This window comes from Candidatus Kurthia intestinigallinarum, from assembly GCF_003991225.1.
Lineage (GTDB): Bacteria > Bacillota > Bacilli > Bacillales_A > Planococcaceae > Kurthia > Kurthia populi.
The window spans coordinates 173,066-194,684 of record NZ_JTFC01000026.1; the positions used below are offsets into that span (position 1 = coordinate 173,066).

A 21,619-nucleotide genomic window follows, 5' to 3' on the forward strand; every position below is an offset into this window, starting at 1 on the left:
CTATTTCTTTGTTGGGTGAATCCGTTTACGGAAAATATAGTAACTCCAAATTTGATACCCTAAAACGAATGGTAATAAGACGACTGAAATTTTTGTCATAACAGATAAGGTGTAATCGCCTGATGACGCATTATCAATCGTTAAATTAAATGCGGGGTCAATCGAGCTAATCATGACGCGTGGGAACAACCCAACGAATAACATGATGACAACCGAGGCAAAAGCAAGACCCGTCATCGTAAAAGCAATGCTTTCCTTTTTCTTTGTCGCAAATGCCCAGGCAAGTAATGTACATGCTACTGTAATCGCTAAAAATACTGGTGTAGCAACCGGTCGTACTGTAAAGAAGTCCGTGCTCGTGTACGTTAAGACAGCGAAGACAACCTCGCCTGCTAATAACACGATAAAGAGCTTGCTTAACATTTGGCGTGCGCGCTCACGTACAACGCCTTCTGTACGAATGCCGATAAACGTTAATCCGTGAACGAGCGATAAGAGCATAACCGCTACACCACCAACGACAGAATAAACGTTCACGTAATCTGTAAATGTGCCGAATAAATGCATATCTTTATCGATTGGCATTCCTTGCACAAGACTCGTAAATAACATCCCTAGTAAAAACGGTGCGAGTGCACTACTACCAAAAATAAGCCAGTGCCAATAGTTAATATATTTATCGGTATGTGTGTGGTGACTATATTCAATCGCGACACCACGTGCGATTAAGACAAGTAAGAAAATAACGAACAATGTGTAGTAACCTGAAAACATCGTGGCATACCAGCTAGGGAATGCTGCAAATAACGCCCCACCTGCTGTAATGAGCCAAACTTCATTGGCATCCCAGAACGGTCCAATTGTTGACATTAATTGATTGCGTTCATTTTTATTTTTGGCAATTAGGCGCGTTGACATGCCGACGCCAAAGTCAAAACCTTCTAAGAAGAAAAATCCAGTAAATAATACGGCGATTAAGATAAACCAAAATACAGTTAAATCCATTATTTAAACGCCTCCTTATCCATTAAATCAACCTTTTCTTGCTTTGGTGCTGTATCGATAATTGACGGTCCTTGTTTTGCGACGCGTGCAACCATGTAAATCATAATAATCGCTAAAATAACATAGGCGGTACTAAATGAAATCGTTGAGAATAATAATTGTCCCATTGAAACGTTTGGTGACACCGATTGCGCCGTTGTATAGTAGCCAAACACCGTCCAAGGTTGGCGACCAATTTCCGTCATAATCCAACCTGCTGTATTCGCAATAAATGGTGCTGCCATCGCAAACATCATTGTTCGCAGGAACCATTTAGGTGTTGCCAAAATACCTTTTCGACGATTACCGAACCATAAACCAAGTATTGATAATACGAGCATGACACCACCGAAGCCTGCCATAATACGGAAACTCCAAAATACAGGCCATACAGGTGGAATGTAGTCTACACCTTCACCATATTTTTCTTCGTATTTCGCTTGCAGTGTTTTCATCCCTTCAACAGAGCCACTGAATTCACCATATGCTAAATAACTTAATGCGAATGGTAAGTCGATATTCCACGTATTTTTTTCCTCTTGTTGGTCACCAATGGCCAAAATTGTCCATGCCGCCGGGTCCTCTGAGTCATCCCAAAGCGCTTCAGAAGCAGCCATCTTCATTGGTTGTGAATCCATTAAATGTTTTGCTTGTGCGTGTCCAGAAAACGCAATCGCAAGTGACGCGATCGCCGCAACAATCATTGAGACGTTAAATGATGTTTTGAAAAACTCGACGTCTTTTTTCTTTAACAAGTTATAGGCACTAATCCCACCAATAACGAATGCGCCAGTTGCTAATGCGCCAAATACCGTATGTGGAAATTCTACTTGAAGCTGTGGATTTGTTAATAGCGCCATAAAATCGGTTAATACGGCTTTGCCGTCTTGAATTTCAAAGCCAACAGGTTCTTGCATAAATGAGTTAGCTGCTAAAATCCAAAGCGCCGATAGTAATGTCCCAATACTAACGAGCCATGCAGAAACGGTTATGACCCAATCGGGTAATTTGCCGCGTCCAAACATCCAAATACCGATAAATGTAGATTCCATAAAGAATGCTAAAAGTGCTTCTACTGCTAATGGTGCGCCGAATACGTCACCCATAAAGCGCGAATATTCAGACCAGTTCATGCCGAATTGGAATTCTTGTAAAATCCCTGTTACAACCCCTATCGCAAAGGATAGTAAAAAAATCTTACCCCAGAATTTTGCCATCCGTAAGTATTCTGCTTTTTTCTTAAATAAATACATCGTTTCGAAGATCGCGACGATAAAAATAGTCCCAATCGAAAGCGGAACGAAGAAGAAGTGAAAAATCGTTGTCAGTGCATATTGCACACGAGCCAACTCTAAAACATCCATTGTGCATCCTCCTTTTTTTGAAGCTTGTCATTTATTTTTACAGTTATAGTATACTACGCAATTTTAAGAAAAATAGCCTATAATTCAAAAAAAGTTTCACGATTACGTGTTCAAATTGTGAAACTTTTGGAAAGTTTTATATTCATTTTTCTACCTGTTTTATAGGTATTTATAATCTAAAAACTAGTTATCATTGGTTACGTTAACTTTAAAGGTAAAAAATAATGCCTGACGTCAAAAGTCTGTCACACTGCTGTTTCAACTTAGACAAATTCACTTCACAAAACACGCAATTCGCTGTCCTAAATGTGTCACAACCATTTCAGGTGTTACGCTGTAATGACTATGCTGTGCGGCAAGTTTTTCCGCGGTCTCTGCCTGTAAATATGCCGCGGTATACAACGCTTGCTCCGCCGGCACGCGCTGTGTCACGAATGATAAAATCAAGCCGGTTAAAACGTCGCCACTCCCTCCTTTTCCAAGAGCACTGCTGCCAATTGGAATGAGCCACTGTGCTCCGTCTGGCGTCGCTACAATCGAACGATGCCCTTTTAATAACACATATACCCCGAATTTCTGTGCTAAATCGCGCGCATACGAAAATCGATGTTGTTCAATCTCTGCAATGGTCGTATCGCATAACATGGCCATTTCTCCTGGGTGCGGCGTCAAGATAACACATTTGCCCGTCGCACGAACATGTTGTAACAACGGTTTCATCATATAGAGACCGTCCGCATCAACGATAATCGTCTCCGGTCCTTCAAGCGCCAACAGCCATGCTGCAACTTCTTGAAGCTGCGCTGCACGCCCTAACCCTGGTCCAAACGCTACCGCGCGTATTTTTGTAAAATCATGTAGCGCAACGCCTTCTTTTGTCATATACCCATCTTCTGACGCCGCGCTCTTTAATAATACTTCCGGCGCTTGTAACATCATGCTTGGCATTAATCCTTCGGGTACAATAAGCGAAATAAGCCCAATGCCACTATGAAACGCCGCCTTAGCACTATAGAGCGGTGCGCCAACATAATGCTGCGAGCCACCAATCACTGCACCATGACCAAATGTCCCCTTATGACCATCTAACGGGCGTGCCGGTAACGCCGCTTTGACGAGCGCGGGCGTAACAATTGTTGGTGCCGTCATGTGAAGTGTGTCCACAAGGGTTTCGGGCACTGAAATATCGACCACTATAAGCTCGCCTATATAATGCGAAGCTTGTTGTAAATAGCAACCAATTTTCGGTTGTGCTAGCGTCAGCGTATAATCCGCTTCAATCGCCGCATCGACAACTTCCCCACTATTAGCATGTAAACCTGATGGTAAATCAATCGCCACAACCATTTTTTCGAGCGCATTTATTAGCGGAATTAACCATGTCATATGCCCACGCAATGCTCCGCTCGCACCCGTACCTAGTAAACAATCGATTAGCACGGCACAAGAGGCCAACCAAGCTGTTGTTTGCACTTTTTCTATTAGTAATGTCACCGGAATACCACGGCGTTTTAAAATATGATACTGTGTTTTGGCATCGCCACGTAATTGCTGTTCCTCGACAGCTAGTCCAATCCGGACATCATAGCCTAAATCAATGAGACGCCTAGCGATGACAAAACCGTCGCCGCCGTTATTACCGGTACCGCACACGATCGCAATGCGCTCATGCGTAAGTAACTCATGCTCGCGCAGGGCCATCACGACGGCATTGCCGGCAATTTCCATTAATGTGCCGCCATCGATACCAATCGTCTCAATCGTATAGCGCTCAAGCGCCTGCATTTGTGCTGTTGTTAATGCATACATGAAAAATCCCCCTTTAAAATTGACAATCATCTTCGTTCTAGTATATAACAAGTACCAATAGCTATATCAAAAGGAGAGTATTTTAATGAAACATAGTATGAAAGGCTTTGCGCCGCCGCTAACAAAAGAAACGGTCACAAGTGAACTAGAAAAAGTGCAACAATTATTGCACGAACAAAAAGATGCCACAGTAACGATTTACGAAGCAGCATTAAAGGACGACCCCGAGCTGTTTAATGAATTTCAGCAAAGGCGCCTACAAGGCTTACAAGCAACCGATTCAAGCGCTGTTGATAAAGCGCTTGAACAATTAAAAAAGCATTCGTAAGAGGCCGTTATCAACGGTCTTTTTTTATAGTGAAAAATTATTTTACTATTGCAAATAAATAATCAACGTTTTTTAAATTCGTTTAGGGGTATACTGTCCTATGGAAAGGACTGATTAAAAAGTGGATTGGTTAGACAATTTTATTCTTACAGTCAACGATTATCTTTATTCTTACGTCATTATTGCGATTATTTTAATCGTTGGTATTTTCTTCACCGTTCGTGGACGCGGGATGCAGTTCACATTATTCCCTGAAATGTTCCGTGTGTTAACGGACAAAGCTACAATTGATGGTAAAGGCAAAAAAGGGGTTTCTTCCTTCCAAGCCTTTACGATTTCCGCCGCATCACGTATTGGTACTGGTAATATTGCCGGTGTCGCAACCGCGATTGCATTAGGTGGACCGGGGGCTGTGTTTTGGATGTGGGTAATGGCATTAATTGCCGCTGCTTCTTCATTCGTCGAAAGTACACTCGCACAGCTTTATAAAATTCGCGATGGCAATGACTTCCGTGGGGGCCCTGCGTACTATATGGAACGTGGCCTCAACAAGCGCTGGATGGGGATTGCCTTTGCGATTGCCATTACGCTTTGCTATGGCTTTGTATTTAATGCTGTTCAAACGAATACTATCGCCGCTTCAATGGGTAACAGTTTTGGCTTTGACAAAGTCTGGGTTGGGATTGTCGTTGTTATTTTAACAGCGATGATTATTTTCGGTGGCGTACAACGCATCGTTCAAGTCACACAATGGCTTGTACCCGTGATGGCGATTGCTTATATCGGCATTGCGATTGTTATTATTATTTTAAACTTCACATCACTTCCTAGCGTTTTTGCGTTAATCTTTGAGAAAGCATTTACCTTTGAAGCCGGTGCTGGTGGTGCCGTCGGTGCAGCCATTATGCAAGGCTTTAAACGCGGGTTATTCTCAAATGAAGCAGGTCTTGGTTCTGCGCCAAATGCCGCGGCAACAGCCAATGTTTCTCACCCCGTTAAACAAGGACTTATTCAAACATTAGGCGTTTTCGTAGATACGATGCTCGTTTGTACCGCGACTGCCGCAATCGTTTTATTAAGTGGTGTTTACCAAAATGTTGATGGCCAAAATTCACGTGTTGACATTACACAGGAATCGCTTGTTGTACAACTTGGCGACTGGGCCGGTATTTTCTTAACGGTGGCAATCTTTATGTTTGCCTTTAGTTCCGTTATCGGCAACTATTACTACGGTGAAACGAACTTAGATTTCATTAAAAAATCCAAAAAAATGATGTTATTTTATCGTCTTCTTGTATTAGGATTTGTAATGTTCGGTGCCATGGCAAAAGTATCACTCGTATGGAACTTAGCTGATTTCTTTATGGCCATCATGGCATTAATTAACTTAGTAGCGATTTTCATGCTTAATAAAACGGCATTCCGCTTACTAAAAGATTATCGCGCACAGCGTAAAAAAGGCAAAGACCCGGTATTTTATGCGGATACAATGCCGGACCTTAAAAATGTTGAATGCTGGGACCGCAAAGATCACCCAGAGAACAAGTAAGCGTAAAAAGAAGCTGGAACAAAACACGTCATGTTCCTTTTTCAGTGTTCACAACAAAAAACCGGAACCGCGCTGTGGCGCGATTCCGGTTTTTCTTATGCTCCTAGGAGCGGTTGTTTTTACGCATATGTCCTATTTATCTTACGACAACGGCCTGTTTTTTTGCATTATATGCTTTTTCAAGTGCATAGCCATTGATCCAGTACGTTCCTTGCTCTGAAGATGGATCAGCTACTTTGTATTCACCAATTGTTGAATCATAGCCTGTTAGTAAAACGATGTGTAAATTATCTACCGCTTCTTCTGAGCCCGGTGTACCAAAGTCCCATTCGCCGATAACAGGTGCAGCAAAATCTTTTGTAACATATAGTATAACGGGGTTACCAAGTGCTAATTCATGTTGAATCTCTTGTATATCACTACCTGAAATATCTTCTACTGTTTGTGCATAGCGTTCTTTTGCATATGCTGCGAGTGGTGCTGGGTAAATTGTTTGATAATAGCCTGCTGGTGACGCTTCATACGGTGAGCCAACAAAGCCTTCATTTGGATTGCGTTCTGCTGTTGGCATATTCGCTAATAGTGTTTTGAAATCATCTTCTGTGTATTGTTTGTATTGTAGTGCCATTAATAATGCCGCGCCCTCACAGCCAAATGGTGCGTTAACAGGTGCGTATTGATTGATCACTGGTACATCAAGCTCAATATGTTTGGCATCGGCTATTTGCGGTAAAACCGATTCGTCTAAAATGAAGCCGTGACCGAATGGCGTTTCAACTTCAAACCAAACGTTTTTATCGATATGTTTTTTTGCGATCACTGTTACGACTGTCGCAATCGGTAAAATATGTGTAACAGATGCATTTGTATCCATTAATGCATATAATTTTGTGTCATCTGTAAACGTCACAAATGGCTCTGGTGAAGCATTTTTCTTTGCTTGATTAACTGCAAGCGCTGTAGCACCCGCAGCAATTCCTAGTACTAATCCTACTTTGACTGATTTTTTCATTTTTTTCTTCCTTTCGCAATTCAGACGTTACTTGTATTATACAAATAGCCTAATTCAATTGTCACGCACAAGCCTTATAATTCTGTATTCGCATGCATTAACGCTTCTGCCTCTTGCCACGGCACGACATAGCCTTTTCCGTGACTGCAAAAAATAGAGTTTGATGTATAATTTGAGTCTGCTTGTTTATCATAGCCAATCCGTTCAATGACCTCTTCGGTATTATGACAGCGATCATAGCCATCAAATACGAGACGGATGCTCCCTTTACCATTTGTATAGGCTGCAAAATGTGTCGGATACGTTAAAAAGCTCGCCACTGGTACTCGCGCATGAATCGTTACATATTCCCCTTCTGTAAACGGCGCGTCAAAAGTGCCACTTGCCATCTGTAAATCGCTCATCATACGGCCCATATGGTCGATATGTGCACGCATGACAACGGCATAATACGGCTCTAACAACACATTTTCTACTTGTTCTAGGCCTTGTCGCAATGCACGATGAGTCGCCTCGCGGAAATCGCCACCCTCTGTATGCTTTATATGTGCCTTCCCTGTCACAAGTGTCACAATTATATCTGTTACAGCAGAGCCTGTCAGTAAACCATGATGCGCACGTTCAAGTACATGCTTTTGAATCAGGTTTTGCTGACCGACGAGTAAATCATCTGCATGGCATTCATTGATAAAGGTGATGCCCTGTCCGCGTGGCGCTGGCTCCATGCGTAAATGCACTTCTGCATAATGCTTCAACGGCTCAAAATGACCATAGCCCTTTGTCGATGTAAAAATCGTTTCTTTATAAATAATCGTTGGTGCCTCAAACTGCACCATTAATTGAAAGCGTTCTGCTAGCACTTGTTGCAATACTTCAAGCTGAATGACGCCCATAATATGCAGATGAATTTCCTGCAACGCTTCTTGCCACACAATTTCAAGCGATGGGTCTTCCGCCTCGAGCAAGCGGAAATAGCGTAGCATTTCCTTCGGCGAAACACCGTCTTCAAACACCACACGAGATTGTAAAGTCGGTACTAAGCTCGGTGCCTTATACGATACCGCGTCGCCAAATGTCGTACCAATAACGGCGTTCTTTAAGCCATAAATCCCGACGCTTTGTCCAGCGATGGCTTCTTGAAGTTGCTCAAATTTCTCCCCATTATATAAGCGAATTTGCCCTACCTTCATCATTTCACCATCGATTTCGAGTGCTTCACGTGCTTTTAAACGACCCGCATCGATTTTCAAATAGGCAATACGCTGACCCTTTTCGTCATGACGGACTTTATAGACACGCGCTGCAAACGGTGCAGCCGCGTCATAATTTGTAGCCGTTAAGCGGTCAAAATGCTGTAAAAACGTTGAAATCCCCTCATCTTGTAATGCTGAGCCGTAATGGATCGGGAATACTCGCTCGTCACGAATCATCTGGCAAAGTGCCGCTTCAAACACATCGCGCGTATAGCCGGTCTCAAAATAACGCTCCATTAACGTATCATCAAGTGCCGCAACAGCCTCTGCTAATGGCTCATCCATCTCTTTTGTCAAATGATTCGTTAATACGACCGTATTTGGCGTCAGCAATGCGTGAATGCTTGCAATAGCCTTGTCTAAATTAGCGCCTTCTCTATCCATTTTATTAATAAAGAAAAACGTCGGAATATGGTGTTTTCGAAGTAATTGCCACACCGTTTCCGTATGTCCCTCAACACCATCTACGGCATCAACGAGCACTACTGCATAATCGAGCACTTGAATGGCGCGCTCCATTTCTGGTGAGAAGTCGACGTGTCCGGGTGTATCAATCATCGTATATGTATTGTTGTTATACGTAAAAATCCCTTGCTCCGCAAAGACGGTAATGCCTCGTTCACGTTCAATTGGGTGCAAATCTAAAAAAGCATTTTGATGATCGACACGACCACGTGCCTGAATACCCTGGCCATAATATAAAATTTGTTCCGAAAAAGTTGTTTTTCCGGTATCTACATGCGCAAATATCCCGAACGTTTTATACATGTTATCGTCCTCATTTCCTTGAAACTGCTTTTATTATAGCACTTCTCTTCTCGAAGCATAAACCGTCTAGAAAACGGGTAATCTAAAGATATACTTCCATATGACGAATACTAAGGAGGCGGTTTATAGATGATGGTAGGGGATACGTTTTCAGCGAAGCGAATATTTACACGCGGTGACGTATTTGCATTTAGTAATATTACCGGCGATTTCGGTTTATTGCATACGATGCCGGATAGTCGTGGGCGTGTCCGGGTACACAGTTTATTAATTGCCAGCATTGCTACTAAAATTGGCGGCGACCTTAATTTCTTTTCAGAAACACTTGACCATACATTTATGAAGGCAGTTTATACGGGCGATGAAGTGACTTGTAAAATTACGATAACGAGCGTCACCTCTCTTGATAATTCGTTCCATGTCGAGATGGCGCTTATTTTTAAAAATGCCGAAAATGAAACCGTCGCCACAGGCAATGGTAGTGGCTTTATCCCGAAAAACATATCCTAATAAAAAAGCTTCTCGCGCCAGTACGCAAGAAGCTTTTCTATTAGTTTAAACCTAAAAATTCCTTTAAATCATTCATACGTAGTGTCGCCTCATGTAACCCAAGACGATAATTCGCTCGCATTTTCACCACATCCTTCTCCATGCCCTCAATGCCATATGGCGGGCGGAAAATAAATGCTTTGCCTTCACGTTCAAGCTGCTCACATTTTGCAACCGTTTCATTGTAGCGATCCACACGTTCTAGCATGACATCGACTAGCTTCGGATATTTTTTACGCATTAGTTGCATTGCTGCTTTTGTTTGGCGGTCTATCGTTTTGTAATAACCTTTTGGACGCGTTAAGACGATAACATGCTTCTCATATCCCTCATCAATGGCATGCTGCACTGGAATCGGGTCTGCTAATCCACCGTCATAATACGGCACGCCATTTAATTTAATTTCCGGAAACATGACCGGAATCGCACAAGTAGCGCGTAGCAACTGGCTATCAGTATCCATCGTCTGTACGTCCATAAATTCCACTTCACCTGTAAGAGCATTTGTCACGCCCGCAAGTGCTGTACCTTCGTAGCTACGGAATGTTTGCCAATCAAATAATTCAAGCTGATTTGGCAACACATTCCAACCAAAGTCTAACCCAAATAATGAGCGTTCTGTTAAGAAGTTTCGCATACCTACATAACGCTTATCATGTCGATACTCCGTAAAGACGCGCATCGTACGCTCAGGCTGCTTTGAAATATAGGAGCATAAATTAATTGCCCCCGCTGAAATCCCAATAATATAGGGCATCATAATCTCTTCGCGTAATAAGGCATCCAGTACACCGCTCGTATAAATGGTGCGGAATGTACCTCCTTCTAAAATCAAACTCGTTTCGTTCACTGTCGCCACTTCCCTTATTTTTCTGCCTATTTATCGTACACTAAATGTGAAAAACTGTCATATTGTTTTCGTATAAATATGCTTTTCATTTTTGTCCATCAAAAAACACTTCCAAAGCTTGCCCCCTGAAAGTGTCTTTTTCTGTTCTCTTTTTAGTTTTTCATCTATTTATAAACAGGAAGACGTTAGCGAATGATTTTCTCCTTTGTCTACCCAATCATATGGCGTTTCTTGGTATACATAGTAATTTAACCAGTTTGAGAATAATAAATGCGTATGTGAACGCCATGTATTACGCGGTTTTTTCGTTGGGTCATCTTCAGGGAAATAATGTTTTGGTAGTTCTGGATTTAAGCCCCGTGCGACATCGCGCTCATACTCTAATGCTAGTGTATCCGCATCATATTCTAAATGCCCGGTCACGAGCACATGACGTTCATCTTTTGAAATCATTAAAAAAGCACCTGCTTCATCTGATTCGGATAATAATTCAATGTCTGGATGATTTTTTACCGCTTCCGTTGATATCGATGTATTACGCGAGTGCGGTGCTGGGTAAATGTCGTCAAAGCCACGAATTAGTTTCACAGTGCTATCATATACTTCATGGTCAAAAATACCAGAGCACTTCGTTTCAAGTGGGTATTTTCCAATGCCATAATAATGATACAGTGCTGCTTGTGCGCCCCAACAAATATGCATCGTTGACGTCACATGCTCCTGTGCCCAGTCCAAAATTTCTTTATGCTCCTCCCAGAAATCGACCTCATCAAACTCAAATAATTCAATGGGTGCACCGGTGATGATCATGCCATCATACCGATCTTTTTTGATTTCATGAAATGTTGAATAAAATGTTTCTAAATGTGATTTTGACACATTTTTTGACTCATGTGTTGCGGTATTTAAGAACGTGACATTCACTTGTAGTGGTGTATTTCCTAATAAACGTAACAGCTGTAATTCTGTTTTTTCTTTTTCAGGCATTAAGTTGAAAATTAAAATATTTAATGGACGAATATTTTGGCTCTTTGAGCGCTCCTCCTCCATAACGAAAATCTTCTCTTCTTTTAATCGTTCTGTTGCCGGTAAATATTGTGGAATGTTAATTGGCATGTTCCTGAACCCCCTCAAATTCGTAAAAAAAGCCCTTCTTAATAAAAATAAGAAGGGCAATTTATCCGTTTCTTATCTTCCAAGTACAAAACTTGTAGGAGTTAGCACCTTTCTACTAGTGTAGAGGTTGCTGAAGCGTCGTCGGGCCTTTTCCCTCGGCTTCTCTTGATAAGACTATGCAGTTTCAGTTATCATAGCAAAATTTCAAATACTTTGCAAACTTTTCTGAAAAAATAGAATATTATTCATAGGATACTTGTTTTTCGAGCTGGTATTTTTGAATCTTACGCACAAGTGTCGACTGATTACAGCCTAATGCCTTCGCTGTTTGACGAATGCTAGGGTATTGTCCGAGCGCCTCTTTAATCACTTTTCGCTCAAAGGCATCCACTTGATTTTTTAGTGTCTGATTCTGATCATAAATAGGCGTTTGTGTAAACGTATCATCGACTAACGGCACTGGATTATGCTGTTGATACTCCGGCTTTTGAAATTCTCGCTGAATGTATTGCAGGGTAATGGTCGACTGCTGCGTTAATAAACTAACGCGTTCAATAAAATTTTTCAGCTGACGAATATTTCCCGGCCAATAATACTGCGTAAGACGGTCGACTGCTGCTTCCTCAATCGTACGCTCAATGCTATATTTCTCCATTACTAAATGTAAAAATCGGTATGCAAGCGGTACAATATCCTCCTTACGTTCACGCAGTGGTGGAATACGTAGCGGAATAATATTTAAACGATAAAATAAATCCTCGCGAAATTCACCGCGCTGCACCATATCATATAAATTACGATTCGTTGCGGTAATGATCCGCACATCCACTGGAATCGGTTTAATCCCTCCTACACGGGTGATTTCTGATTCTTGTAATACGCGTAGTAGCTTTACTTGTAGCGATAATGGCATCTCGCCAATTTCATCGAGGAAAAGTGTACCTCCAGAGGCAAGTTCAAAAAGACCAGGTTTCCCTGTTTTATTCGCCCCAGTAAACGCACCACCCATATAGCCAAAAAGCTCCGACTCTAATAAATTTTCTGGAATAGCACCGCAATTGACCGTAATCATCGGTTTTTGTGCACGGTGACTTAGCTGATGAATTAATTTCGTTAATTCTTCCTTACCTGCACCTGATTCCCCCGAAATAAGTACCGTCGAATCGACGTTGGCAATGCGTGTGGCTTTTTCAATCACTTGGCGCATCGCTTTAGAAACAGCAATCAAGCTCGTTGAAGATTGTTGCTTTAATGCTTCAAGTTGTTCCTTATACTGTGCACTCTGTGACTCTAAGCGTTCAATCGTGCGCTCCATGTCACGTAGTTCAGTCATTTCACGTGAATTGGCGACAACATATTCCACATTGCCCGCCTCATCAAAAATCGGTAGCGCCGTTACTAATACGACATGTCCATTGGCGAATGTTTGCACGATGTCTTCCCGCTTTTTCGATTTTAGCACTTTCATGGTCACCGACTCATTCATAATGCCGCGTTCAACAAATTCCATCACTGGTAAATAGCGCGCGTCGACCTCAAACATCTTGCGATCGGCCTCATTTTGAAAAACGATAATGCCATCTGAATTACAGATTGTCAATCCATCACTAACCGAGTTCAACACATGTTCGATAAATTGCCACGATGTCGTCATCTCTTTATCGTGAATAATAAATAAATACGACGCTTCAAGTTCAATAATATGTACAAAGCAATGTTCTAAATCCAAATAGGTTTGTTGTTCTATACGGAATTGTTCAATAATCTCTGCATATTGCTGCGGTGGCTGCTCACTATTACTAGAAATCCACTGAAACTGGTGATCGGTCAAAATATACGTAATCATTTGTTTTAATTCCATCGACAATCCCCTCCGAAGCCTAGCTTAACATGAACATTGTGGAAAAAAAAGCACTTGTCCGCATGAAAAAACAGGAATCCCCCAGTAGGAATTCCTGCCATTTCCATAAGCTATTCTACATCTGCATTTCGTGTAGCACTTGCAGTCGTAAGCGTTGTTTTCTTCAGGCGCTCACGTAGGAAGAAGCTACCAACGACGAAAATAACGAGTATCGTACTCATATAAAACTGGGCCTGCAAAGATGAAATGAACATCTGACAAAGATACACACCCGCAAGCATCGCAATCGTGACATACGTTAAATACGGGAATAGCCACATTTTAATCGCAAGTGGCTCTGTTTCGGTTTTTTCATACTGTTTACGGAAACGAATATGTGCGACAGCAATAAAAATATACACGATAATCATTAAGGCACCAACTGCATTACCTAAGAAGTAGAAAATAACATCTGGCGAAATAAAGTAAAGAATGGCACAAAAGTATGCGACAACCGTACTGCCAATGATTGCAAATGTTGGTGCACTGCTTTTCTTCGATAGCTTCATGAAAATCGCTGGTGCATCACCTTTTTCAGCCATACCAAGTAGCATACGTGAACTTGTGAAAATCGCAGAGTTCATTACGGAAATAAGTGATGTAAAAATAACAATTTGCATTAGCTGTGCAGCCATCGGAAGACCGGCCATTTCTAAAATGTTGGCGTATGGCGCTGCTAGTAGTTCCGTGTTATTCCACGGAATAATACAAATCATAATTAATACCGAACCAACGAAGAACAATGCTAGACGATAAATAACATTATTAATAGCACGGACGATATTACGCTTTGGATCCTCTGATTCACCCGCTGCAATGGCAGCTACCTCTGCCCCGCAAATAGAGAAAATAACGAATACAATCCCTGTAAAGATTGGTAGCACACCATTTGGCGCAAAACCACCTGCCTCTTGTATAAATGCAAAGCCATTATGTTCAAACGTCGGTAACACACCAAAAATCATTAAGGCGCCGACTACTAAGAACACGATGATAGCCCCTACTTTAATAAATGCTAACCAGTATTCAAATTCACCAAATGTTTTAACGGAGTATAAATTAATGGCTGTTAGTAGTAGCGTAATCCCTACACTACCGACCCATACTGGAATCGACGGTACCCATGAATGCAGCATGCCACCAATAACGGCCGCTTCTAAACCTACAATGAACACCCAACTCGCCCAGTACAACCAACCAACTGTATAACCTGCCCAGCGGCCAATATAACGACTTGAATACGCTGCAAACGAGCCATTCTCTGGTTTTGTTGAAGCCATTTCACCAAGCATTCGCATAATGAAGACAATGATTAGACAGGCCAATATGTACGAAACGATTGTAGCTGGTCCTGTTGACATAATGTTTTTCCCTGTGCCGACGAATAGTCCTGTTCCGATAATCCCACCAATTGAAATCATCGTGATGTGACGTGTTTTTAATGTTTTGCCTAATTCTACTTGCGCCATATTCCAACACCTCCATATTTTTCCCTCACCCTTTACTATGCAATTTTCGTGCCAACTTTTAAAATCACCGAAAGCGCTGTTAGAGCTTCACTTTTAAAGCAATCCTACATTTCATTACAAGCATAAAATGCAATTTTTGTTGCAAAAACGCATCATTTTTCGCGAAAACTACCTATGTTTCAATGAGATAATTATCATCCATTGTCGTTATGTATTAAATATGCTGTTTTATACTTTATTTTTATTTTCTCCTTCTAAACAAATGACTATTTACCATATCATTACTTGAATACGTAAAAACTAACTAGCACATTGTTTTTTATCTATTTAGATAATTGTGACATCTTTTAATTTCTTTATGCTAAACTTGTTCTATACTATACTGACAGCAAAGGATGTGCCCACCCATGAAAATTGAACGTTCCGCACTGATGACAAAATTTCCGAAAGCGATTTTTGGTGACTTAAAAAAAGCTTCAAAAGAAGCGGCTACTACCGGTCATCAAATCATTGATTTAAGTCTTGGTAGCCCTGACCTACCACCAGACGAAAAAATTCGCCAGGCATTAGCACATCATGCGCTCGCTGAGACTTCGTATGGCTATACACTAGGTGGCATTCAGGATTTCAATGAGGCCGTTGCACGCTATTATAAACGCCGCGTGGAAGTCACGCTTGATGCATCTACACAGGTCTTACAGACGATGGGCTCTCAAGAAGGTCTTGTACATTTACCGCTCGCTTTTTGTAACCCCGGTGACATTGTCTTAACGACAGATCCTGGTTATGTGGCGTATGAAGCTGGGATTCATTTAGCACAAGCTGAGCCCTATTATATGCCGTTACGTGCTGACAATGCTTTTTTACCCGATTTACAGGCAATTCCTGAGGATGTTGCACAGCGCGCGAAATTACTGATTTTAAACTTACCTGGGAACCCAGTACCTGCGATGCCTTCTATCCGCTTTTTTGATGACGTCATTGCCTTTGCAAAAAAATACAATATTATCGTGCTACACGATGCGGCCTATTCTGAATTTTATTTTGATAAAACGGCGCCAGTGTCTTTTCTACAAGCAGCTGGTGCCATCGACGTTGGGATTGAGATTAATTCGCTATCAAAAAGTTTCAGTTTAGCGGGCGCACGTATTGCCTATATCGTCGGCAACGCAGAGATTATTGCGATTTTACAGCAATTAAAATCCAATTTAGACTATGGTACATTTGAACCGATTCAGCGCGCAGCTATCGTCGCACTCGATAACGCAGAAGAAATCACAGCGCGTCTACGCCAAACATTTGCAGCGCGACACCATGTTTTGTCACAAGGGCTTGCGGCACTAGGCTGGGATGTTGTACCATCAAAGGGTGGGATGTTCGTCTATGCGAAATATCCACAGCAAACGCTAAATGATATTGAATTTGCCTATGAAGCCATTGCCAAAATAGGTGTCGTTGTCGTTCCTGGATCTATTTTTGGCATGTCAGGTACAAATTATGTCCGTATTGCACTGGTGCAGCCTGAAAATGTAATTCGCGAAGCATTGAGACGTTTTGCTACATTATAGATTAGTCAAAGAAGGTGTCTATCGTGAAACAACATGAACCTACAGAGGAAGAACTTCAAAAAATCAATGAAGAAATCGAGCGTGAATTTTTAGAAAAAGGTGAGGAAGCCTTTTCAGACGAAAAAAAAAGAAGAGGATGCAAAAGTCCCCTTCTTCTTCGTTGTGATGCTTATTATTTTATTCGGTATTTTATTACTAAAAATCGACCTCGTTGCAATCGGATTTTTCAATTCCTAATTAACGCAATGTTTCATAATGCTCCACAAGTTCAATTTCATGTGGTTGCACATATTTACGATAATGATTCAGTCCAACAGATTCAAAATGATATAAATGCGCGGCTAGGCTATCGTCGGTTTCAAGGCGATAGCTTTTTTTAATTTCATCATAATAAACTGCGTACAATTCTCCGTTGTAACGTGCATGTGTATCGATTGTATAAAGGCGATCAATATCATCAAGTGCTACTTCTTTTATAAAAAAGTCCGTTGAAATAAATTGTTTCACACGATAAAATCCGTCCAGTAAACTTTCGGCCTCATGTGATTTCAACACGACCATGCCATTATGCTGTGTCGTAACTTCATATTCTGCACCATTATAGGTTGCAAATTTTCCTTTTTTCACATTCACCACTTCCTTTTACCGATTTTTCCCCGAATTTTTTCAAAACGAAACAAAAAAAGATGCTTATCTCATAGATAAGCATCTTTTTTCGTGTAAGACAACTAATTCAATAGGTCCCTGTTCCTATTCGGTCAATTGAAATCACTATTATTATAAGAGGTTAATGCTAATGAATTGTGGTTCTCGAAGCACATTAATTCATATGAAACTATCCTAAAATTTCTTTTAAAATCGCAACCGCTGCATCGATTTCTTCATTCGACACCGTTAGCGGTGGTAATAGACGCACTGTCGTTTCGCCAGCACCGACTAATAATAGCCCTTTTTCTTCGGCCGCTTGAATCACCTCTGCTACCGGTAGTGGTGATTCGATGCCCAGTAGTAAGCCCATGCCACGTACTTGTAAATTTGGTAATGCTTTTGCAAGTTGTTGCTTTGCATAGATTGATTTCGTTTCGACATCTGCTAAGAATGCTTGGTCAAATACAGTATCAATAACTGTTTGCGCGATATGTGTCGCCATTGGATTACCACCGAATGTCGTGCCATGTGTCCCCGGACCAAAGCTATCAAACAATGCTTCTGTTGCAAGCATTGCACCGATTGGGAAGCCGCCACCAAGGCCTTTTGCTAATGACACGATGTCTGGTTTTAATGCCGTTTGCTCCCATGCATAGCGCGTACCTGTACGGGCTATGCCTGTTTGTACCTCATCGACGATTAATAAAATGCCTTTGTCATCACAAATGGCTTGAATCGCTTCTGCAAATTCCGCTGTGACTGGGTTGACGCCACCTTCGCCTTGCACGACTTCTAGCATAATTGCCGCTGTTTCTTCATCTGCAGCTGCTTGTAATGCTGCTACATCATTAAATGGTAAATACTCGAATTTTTCGACAATCGGACCGAAGCCAGCATGCACTTTTTCTTGTCCTGTCGCACTCATTGCCGCAAATGTACGACCATGGAATGAGTGTAGGAATGTAATCATTTTATGCTTACCTGTATGTTTACGTGCTAATTTAATTGCCGCTTCATTCGCTTCTGTACCTGAGTTACAGAAGAAACCATGCGCTAAATGTGTATCTGCTACAAGGCTTGCTGCTAACTTTTCTTGCTCTGGATTATCAAATAAATTCGATACATGCCATAGCTTGTCACTTTGTTCTTTCATCGCCTCTACTAAAATGGGATTGGAGTGACCAAGTGATAGTACAGCAATCCCCGAAACGAAATCTAAATATTCCTTGCCAGCTTCATCCCAAACTTTTGTACCTTGTCCTTTTACTAAATGAACGGGACGACGTTTATAATTGTTAAAAAGTGCTTGTGTCATACGAGTACCTTCTTTCCTAAAATAGATGTACCTTCTAATGAATCATTCACGATATTCACTTGTGGAATGCCTGATTCAAGACATTCTACAGCAGCGCGTACTTTCGGAATCATTCCGCCATAAATATCGCCGGATAAAATCCATAAATCAATTTGTTCCGGTGTTAATTCTTCTACCGTTTCTTCATGGAATTTAACGCCTGGTGTATCCGTAACAAGTAATAATTCATCCGCTCCCCATTCAAGCGCAATCTCACTCGCTACGGTATCCCCATTAATATTTAATGCCGTACCATCAATTGTCGCACCGATACATGCTACTACTGGGATATAATCGATTTTTTGTAATTGCTCAAGTAAATCAATATTAATCGACTCAATATGACCAACATAGCCATATGTGTCTTGGTCTAAATACGTACATTCAATTAGTGTGCCATCCTCACCGTTTAAGCCCACTGCAGGAATACCTGCACGATTTAAGCGCCCGGTTAAATAAGGATTAACCGTCCCAATAAGTGTCCCTGTAACGATCGAAATCGCATCCTCATTCGTCACACGAATCCCATTATGCGTGTACGTATTAATTTTACGTTCTTTGAGTGCTTGGTTAATTGCTGGACCACCACCATGTACGATAACGATTTCAGCACCCGCAGCTTTTAATTTTTTAATTTCATCAAAAAAGGTGTCCGTTAAGCTCGCGAGCATACTCCCACCAAGCTTAATGACCAACTTCTTATGAGCGGTAGGTTGCGTTGATTTGTACGTAGTCATACGTTAAGTCACATCCCCACGCTTTGCCCTGGCCTTCGCCAACATGAAGGTCCACAACAATTTTTATTTCTGGTTGCTTTAAATACTCAAGTAAATAGGCTTCTGAGAAATCTAACGGCTCACCGCCATCTACTACGGCTTCGTCCCCGATTTTAATAAAAACATTCGTTGGATCAATGGCACAACCTGAATAACCAACCGCTGCTAAAATACGACCCCAGTTTGCATCATTACCAAATACTGCTGTTTTAACAAGTGGTGAACCGACAACTGTTTTCGCAATCTTAATCGCTTCTTCATTTGTCGCTGCGCCAATAACCGTTGTTTCGATTAACTTCGTTGCGCCTTCGCCATCTTTTGCAATCATTTTTGCAAGGTCTTGGCTGACAAGACGGAACGCTTCCTTAAATGCATCCCAGTCTGCATGTTCCGGTGTTAATGATTCATTACCCGCTAAACCGTTTGCTAAAGCGAGAACAGTATCATTTGTTGATGTATCACCATCTACTGTAATTGCATTAAATGTCACATTTGTCGCAGCTGCTAATAATGTTTGTAATGTATCCGAATCAATTTTCGCATCTGTCGTAATGACACCAAGCATTGTCGCCATATTCGGCTCAATCATGCCCGAACCTTTTGCCGTACCAGCAATGGTTACTTCTTTGTTATCAATCATAACGGTATACGCTGTATTTTTCATTACGGTATCCGTTGTAAGTAATGCTTCGGCAAAATGGACCCCATGTTCGACAGAATCTCCTAATTCGATTTCTTGAATACCTTTAATAATTGGCTCCATTGGTAAGTGCTGTCCGATAACTCCTGTTGAACAAACGCCAACTGTATTCGCTGGAATCATGAATTTATCTGCAACTAATTGTTGCATTTGTTTCGCATCCGCTAAGCCCTGCTTTCCTGTGCATGCATTAGCATTGCCTGAATTTAACACGACCGCTTGTAATGTGCGTGAGTCATAAATTGTTTCCTTCGTCACAACCACAGGTGCTGCTTTAATCGCATTTGTAGTAAATACACCTGCAACACTCGCTGGTACTTCACTAAATAATAACGCTAAATCTTTCTTTTTATGTTTTACGCCACAATGCATCCCTGCAGCTGTAAAGCCTTTCGGTGACACGATATGTTTTGCAACGACTTGTTTCACGTCAACTGTTGTCATATGGAACACTCCCCTTTAAATGAATATTGGTACTTGCGTTAATCCCTCTGTTTCGTCATAGCCAAATAATAGATTCATATTTTGAATCGCTTGCCCGGCTGCCCCTTTTACTAAGTTATCAATTACCGAAACGATGGTGACCCGATTTGTTCGTGCATCGACATTAACATGAATATCACAGAAATTCGTGCCACGTACTTGATTGGTACTGACGCGCGTAGCATCTTGTAAAACACGTACAAATGGTTTCTGTGCATAATATTTGTCATATGCTGCATATAAATCGGTTTCTGTCACACCGTCTTTTAATGGTGCATAGCTTGTCGCGATAATGCCGCGAATCATCGGCACTAAATGTGTCGAAAATGTAATTGGATAACTTTCTCCTGCATACATCGCAATCGCCTGCTCAATTTCTGGGATATGCTGATGTTTATTTACTTTATAAATCGATGTCGCTTCTGTATTTTCTGTAAAATGTGTGCCTTGGGAAGGTTTATTACCAGACCCTGAAATACCACTTTTTGCATCAATAATCAGTTGTGAGCCATCGATTAAGTTTTCTTTTAATAATGGAAGTAATGATAATAATACCGCTGTTGGATAGCATCCTGGATTGGCGATAACTTTCGCGCCAGTTGTATCTTGCCATTCTGCTAAGCCATACATCGCCTTATCGACAAATGCTTGTGGTGCGGGCTTTTTGTGATACCATGTTTCGTAATCTGCAATGTCTTTCAAACGAAGATCACCAGACAAATCAATAAATGTTGTGTGCGCATTCGCCACATCCGGCAATAGCTGACCAGAGACGCCGGATGGAGTGCTTGTGAAGACAACATCTAGTTTTGCAATCGCCTCTTTTGTAATGGCTTCTAGTGGAAAATCGTATAAGCCTTTCAAATGAGGGTATTTAGCTGAGAATAATGCGCCTTCATCTGATGATGTAAAGAGCGTAATCGACTCTACTTTTGAATGATTATGCAATAAGCGAATCAACTCTAAACCACCATATCCCGTTGCTCCAATAATTCCGACTTTCATCCAATCACCTCTCGTTTTTGATGTGAAAAGTATACAAATGAATAAATATAATGTCAACTGCATTATTATTTATT

The 21,619-nt window shown here is 41.4% G+C and carries 18 protein-coding genes and 1 riboswitch; of the genes, 4 read left to right on the top strand and 14 right to left on the bottom strand.

Annotated elements, in window-relative coordinates:
• The 3 genes from cydB to QI30_RS06830 all read right to left on the bottom strand — a co-directional run bounded on the left by cydB (position 1) and on the right by QI30_RS06830 (position 4,217).
• Entirely contained in the window at positions 1-1,005 is a 1,005-nt protein-coding gene (cydB, locus tag QI30_RS06820) for a cytochrome d ubiquinol oxidase subunit II (RefSeq protein WP_029499025.1), read from the bottom strand.
• The gene (locus QI30_RS06825) at positions 1,005-2,408 is read right to left on the bottom strand and encodes a cytochrome ubiquinol oxidase subunit I (RefSeq protein WP_126990182.1); all 1,404 of its coding nucleotides are present in this window, start codon (positions 2,406-2,408) and stop codon (positions 1,005-1,007) included. The genes cydB and QI30_RS06825 overlap by 1 nt, the downstream gene beginning before the upstream one ends.
• Before the next feature lie 273 nt (positions 2,409-2,681).
• A complete protein-coding gene (locus QI30_RS06830) occupies positions 2,682-4,217 on the bottom strand; it encodes an NAD(P)H-hydrate dehydratase (RefSeq protein WP_158620980.1) in 1,536 nt (511 codons plus the stop codon).
• An 85-nt stretch (positions 4,218-4,302) separates the two neighbouring features.
• Between QI30_RS06830 and QI30_RS06835 the strand changes: the two genes are divergently transcribed.
• On the top strand, positions 4,303-4,545 hold the full coding sequence (locus tag QI30_RS06835; protein ID WP_126990184.1) for a hypothetical protein: 243 nt from the start codon (positions 4,303-4,305) through the stop codon (positions 4,543-4,545).
• 121 nt (positions 4,546-4,666) lie between these two features.
• Positions 4,667-6,094, top strand: a complete 1,428-nt coding sequence (locus tag QI30_RS06840) for an alanine/glycine:cation symporter family protein (RefSeq protein ID WP_126990185.1) — start codon at positions 4,667-4,669, stop codon at positions 6,092-6,094.
• A gap of 136 nt (positions 6,095-6,230) precedes the next feature.
• Here the strand turns inward: QI30_RS06840 and QI30_RS06845 are convergent, their stop codons facing one another.
• Positions 6,231-7,106, bottom strand: a complete 876-nt coding sequence (locus QI30_RS06845) for a C39 family peptidase (protein ID WP_126990186.1) — start codon at positions 7,104-7,106, stop codon at positions 6,231-6,233.
• A gap of 74 nt (positions 7,107-7,180) precedes the next feature.
• The gene (locus tag QI30_RS06850) at positions 7,181-9,127 is read right to left on the bottom strand and encodes a GTP-binding protein (RefSeq protein WP_126990187.1); all 1,947 of its coding nucleotides are present in this window, start codon (positions 9,125-9,127) and stop codon (positions 7,181-7,183) included.
• Positions 9,128-9,256: 129 nt separating this feature from the next.
• On the opposite strand from QI30_RS06850, the gene QI30_RS06855 reads away from it, so the two are divergent.
• Positions 9,257-9,637, top strand: coding sequence for a hypothetical protein (locus QI30_RS06855; RefSeq protein WP_126990188.1), 381 nt, complete (start codon positions 9,257-9,259; stop codon positions 9,635-9,637).
• A 40-nt stretch (positions 9,638-9,677) separates the two neighbouring features.
• Here QI30_RS06855 and QI30_RS06860 read toward each other — a convergent pair whose 3' ends face one another.
• The 4 genes from QI30_RS06860 to QI30_RS06875 form a co-directional block, all read right to left on the bottom strand.
• Positions 9,678-10,526, bottom strand: a complete 849-nt coding sequence (locus QI30_RS06860) for a patatin-like phospholipase family protein (protein WP_126990189.1) — start codon at positions 10,524-10,526, stop codon at positions 9,678-9,680.
• 168 nt (positions 10,527-10,694) lie between these two features.
• Positions 10,695-11,642 (bottom strand): homoserine O-acetyltransferase MetA, encoded by a 948-nt coding sequence (gene metA, locus QI30_RS06865; protein ID WP_126990190.1) that lies wholly within the window; start codon positions 11,640-11,642, stop codon positions 10,695-10,697.
• A 69-nt stretch (positions 11,643-11,711) separates the two neighbouring features.
• Positions 11,712-11,817: riboswitch (SAM riboswitch) on the bottom strand.
• Between the two features lie 66 nt (positions 11,818-11,883).
• Positions 11,884-13,503, bottom strand: a complete 1,620-nt coding sequence (locus QI30_RS06870) for a sigma-54 interaction domain-containing protein (RefSeq protein ID WP_233600540.1) — start codon at positions 13,501-13,503, stop codon at positions 11,884-11,886.
• Between the two features lie 110 nt (positions 13,504-13,613).
• The gene (locus QI30_RS06875; protein ID WP_126990191.1) at positions 13,614-15,011 is read right to left on the bottom strand and encodes an amino acid permease; all 1,398 of its coding nucleotides are present in this window, start codon (positions 15,009-15,011) and stop codon (positions 13,614-13,616) included.
• Positions 15,012-15,418: 407 nt separating this feature from the next.
• Here QI30_RS06875 and QI30_RS06880 point away from each other — a divergent pair, with 407 nt between their 5' ends.
• On the top strand, positions 15,419-16,579 hold the full coding sequence (locus QI30_RS06880) for an aminotransferase class I/II-fold pyridoxal phosphate-dependent enzyme (RefSeq protein WP_126990192.1): 1,161 nt from the start codon (positions 15,419-15,421) through the stop codon (positions 16,577-16,579).
• 237 nt (positions 16,580-16,816) lie between these two features.
• On the opposite strand, the gene QI30_RS06885 is transcribed toward QI30_RS06880, so the two are convergent.
• The 5 genes from QI30_RS06885 to argC form a co-directional block, all read right to left on the bottom strand.
• Positions 16,817-17,206, bottom strand: coding sequence for a hypothetical protein (locus tag QI30_RS06885; RefSeq protein WP_126990193.1), 390 nt, complete (start codon positions 17,204-17,206; stop codon positions 16,817-16,819).
• 208 nt (positions 17,207-17,414) lie between these two features.
• The gene (locus tag QI30_RS06890) at positions 17,415-18,542 is read right to left on the bottom strand and encodes an acetylornithine transaminase (protein ID WP_126990194.1); all 1,128 of its coding nucleotides are present in this window, start codon (positions 18,540-18,542) and stop codon (positions 17,415-17,417) included.
• The gene (gene argB / locus QI30_RS06895) at positions 18,539-19,318 is read right to left on the bottom strand and encodes an acetylglutamate kinase (protein WP_126990195.1); all 780 of its coding nucleotides are present in this window, start codon (positions 19,316-19,318) and stop codon (positions 18,539-18,541) included. The genes QI30_RS06890 and argB overlap by 4 nt, the downstream gene beginning before the upstream one ends.
• On the bottom strand, positions 19,281-20,501 hold the full coding sequence (argJ, locus tag QI30_RS06900; RefSeq protein ID WP_126990196.1) for a bifunctional glutamate N-acetyltransferase/amino-acid acetyltransferase ArgJ: 1,221 nt from the start codon (positions 20,499-20,501) through the stop codon (positions 19,281-19,283). The genes argB and argJ overlap by 38 nt, the downstream gene beginning before the upstream one ends.
• A 15-nt stretch (positions 20,502-20,516) precedes the next feature.
• A complete protein-coding gene (gene argC, locus QI30_RS06905; RefSeq protein ID WP_126990197.1) occupies positions 20,517-21,545 on the bottom strand; it encodes an N-acetyl-gamma-glutamyl-phosphate reductase in 1,029 nt (342 codons plus the stop codon).
• Between the last annotated feature and the right edge of the window lie 74 nt (positions 21,546-21,619).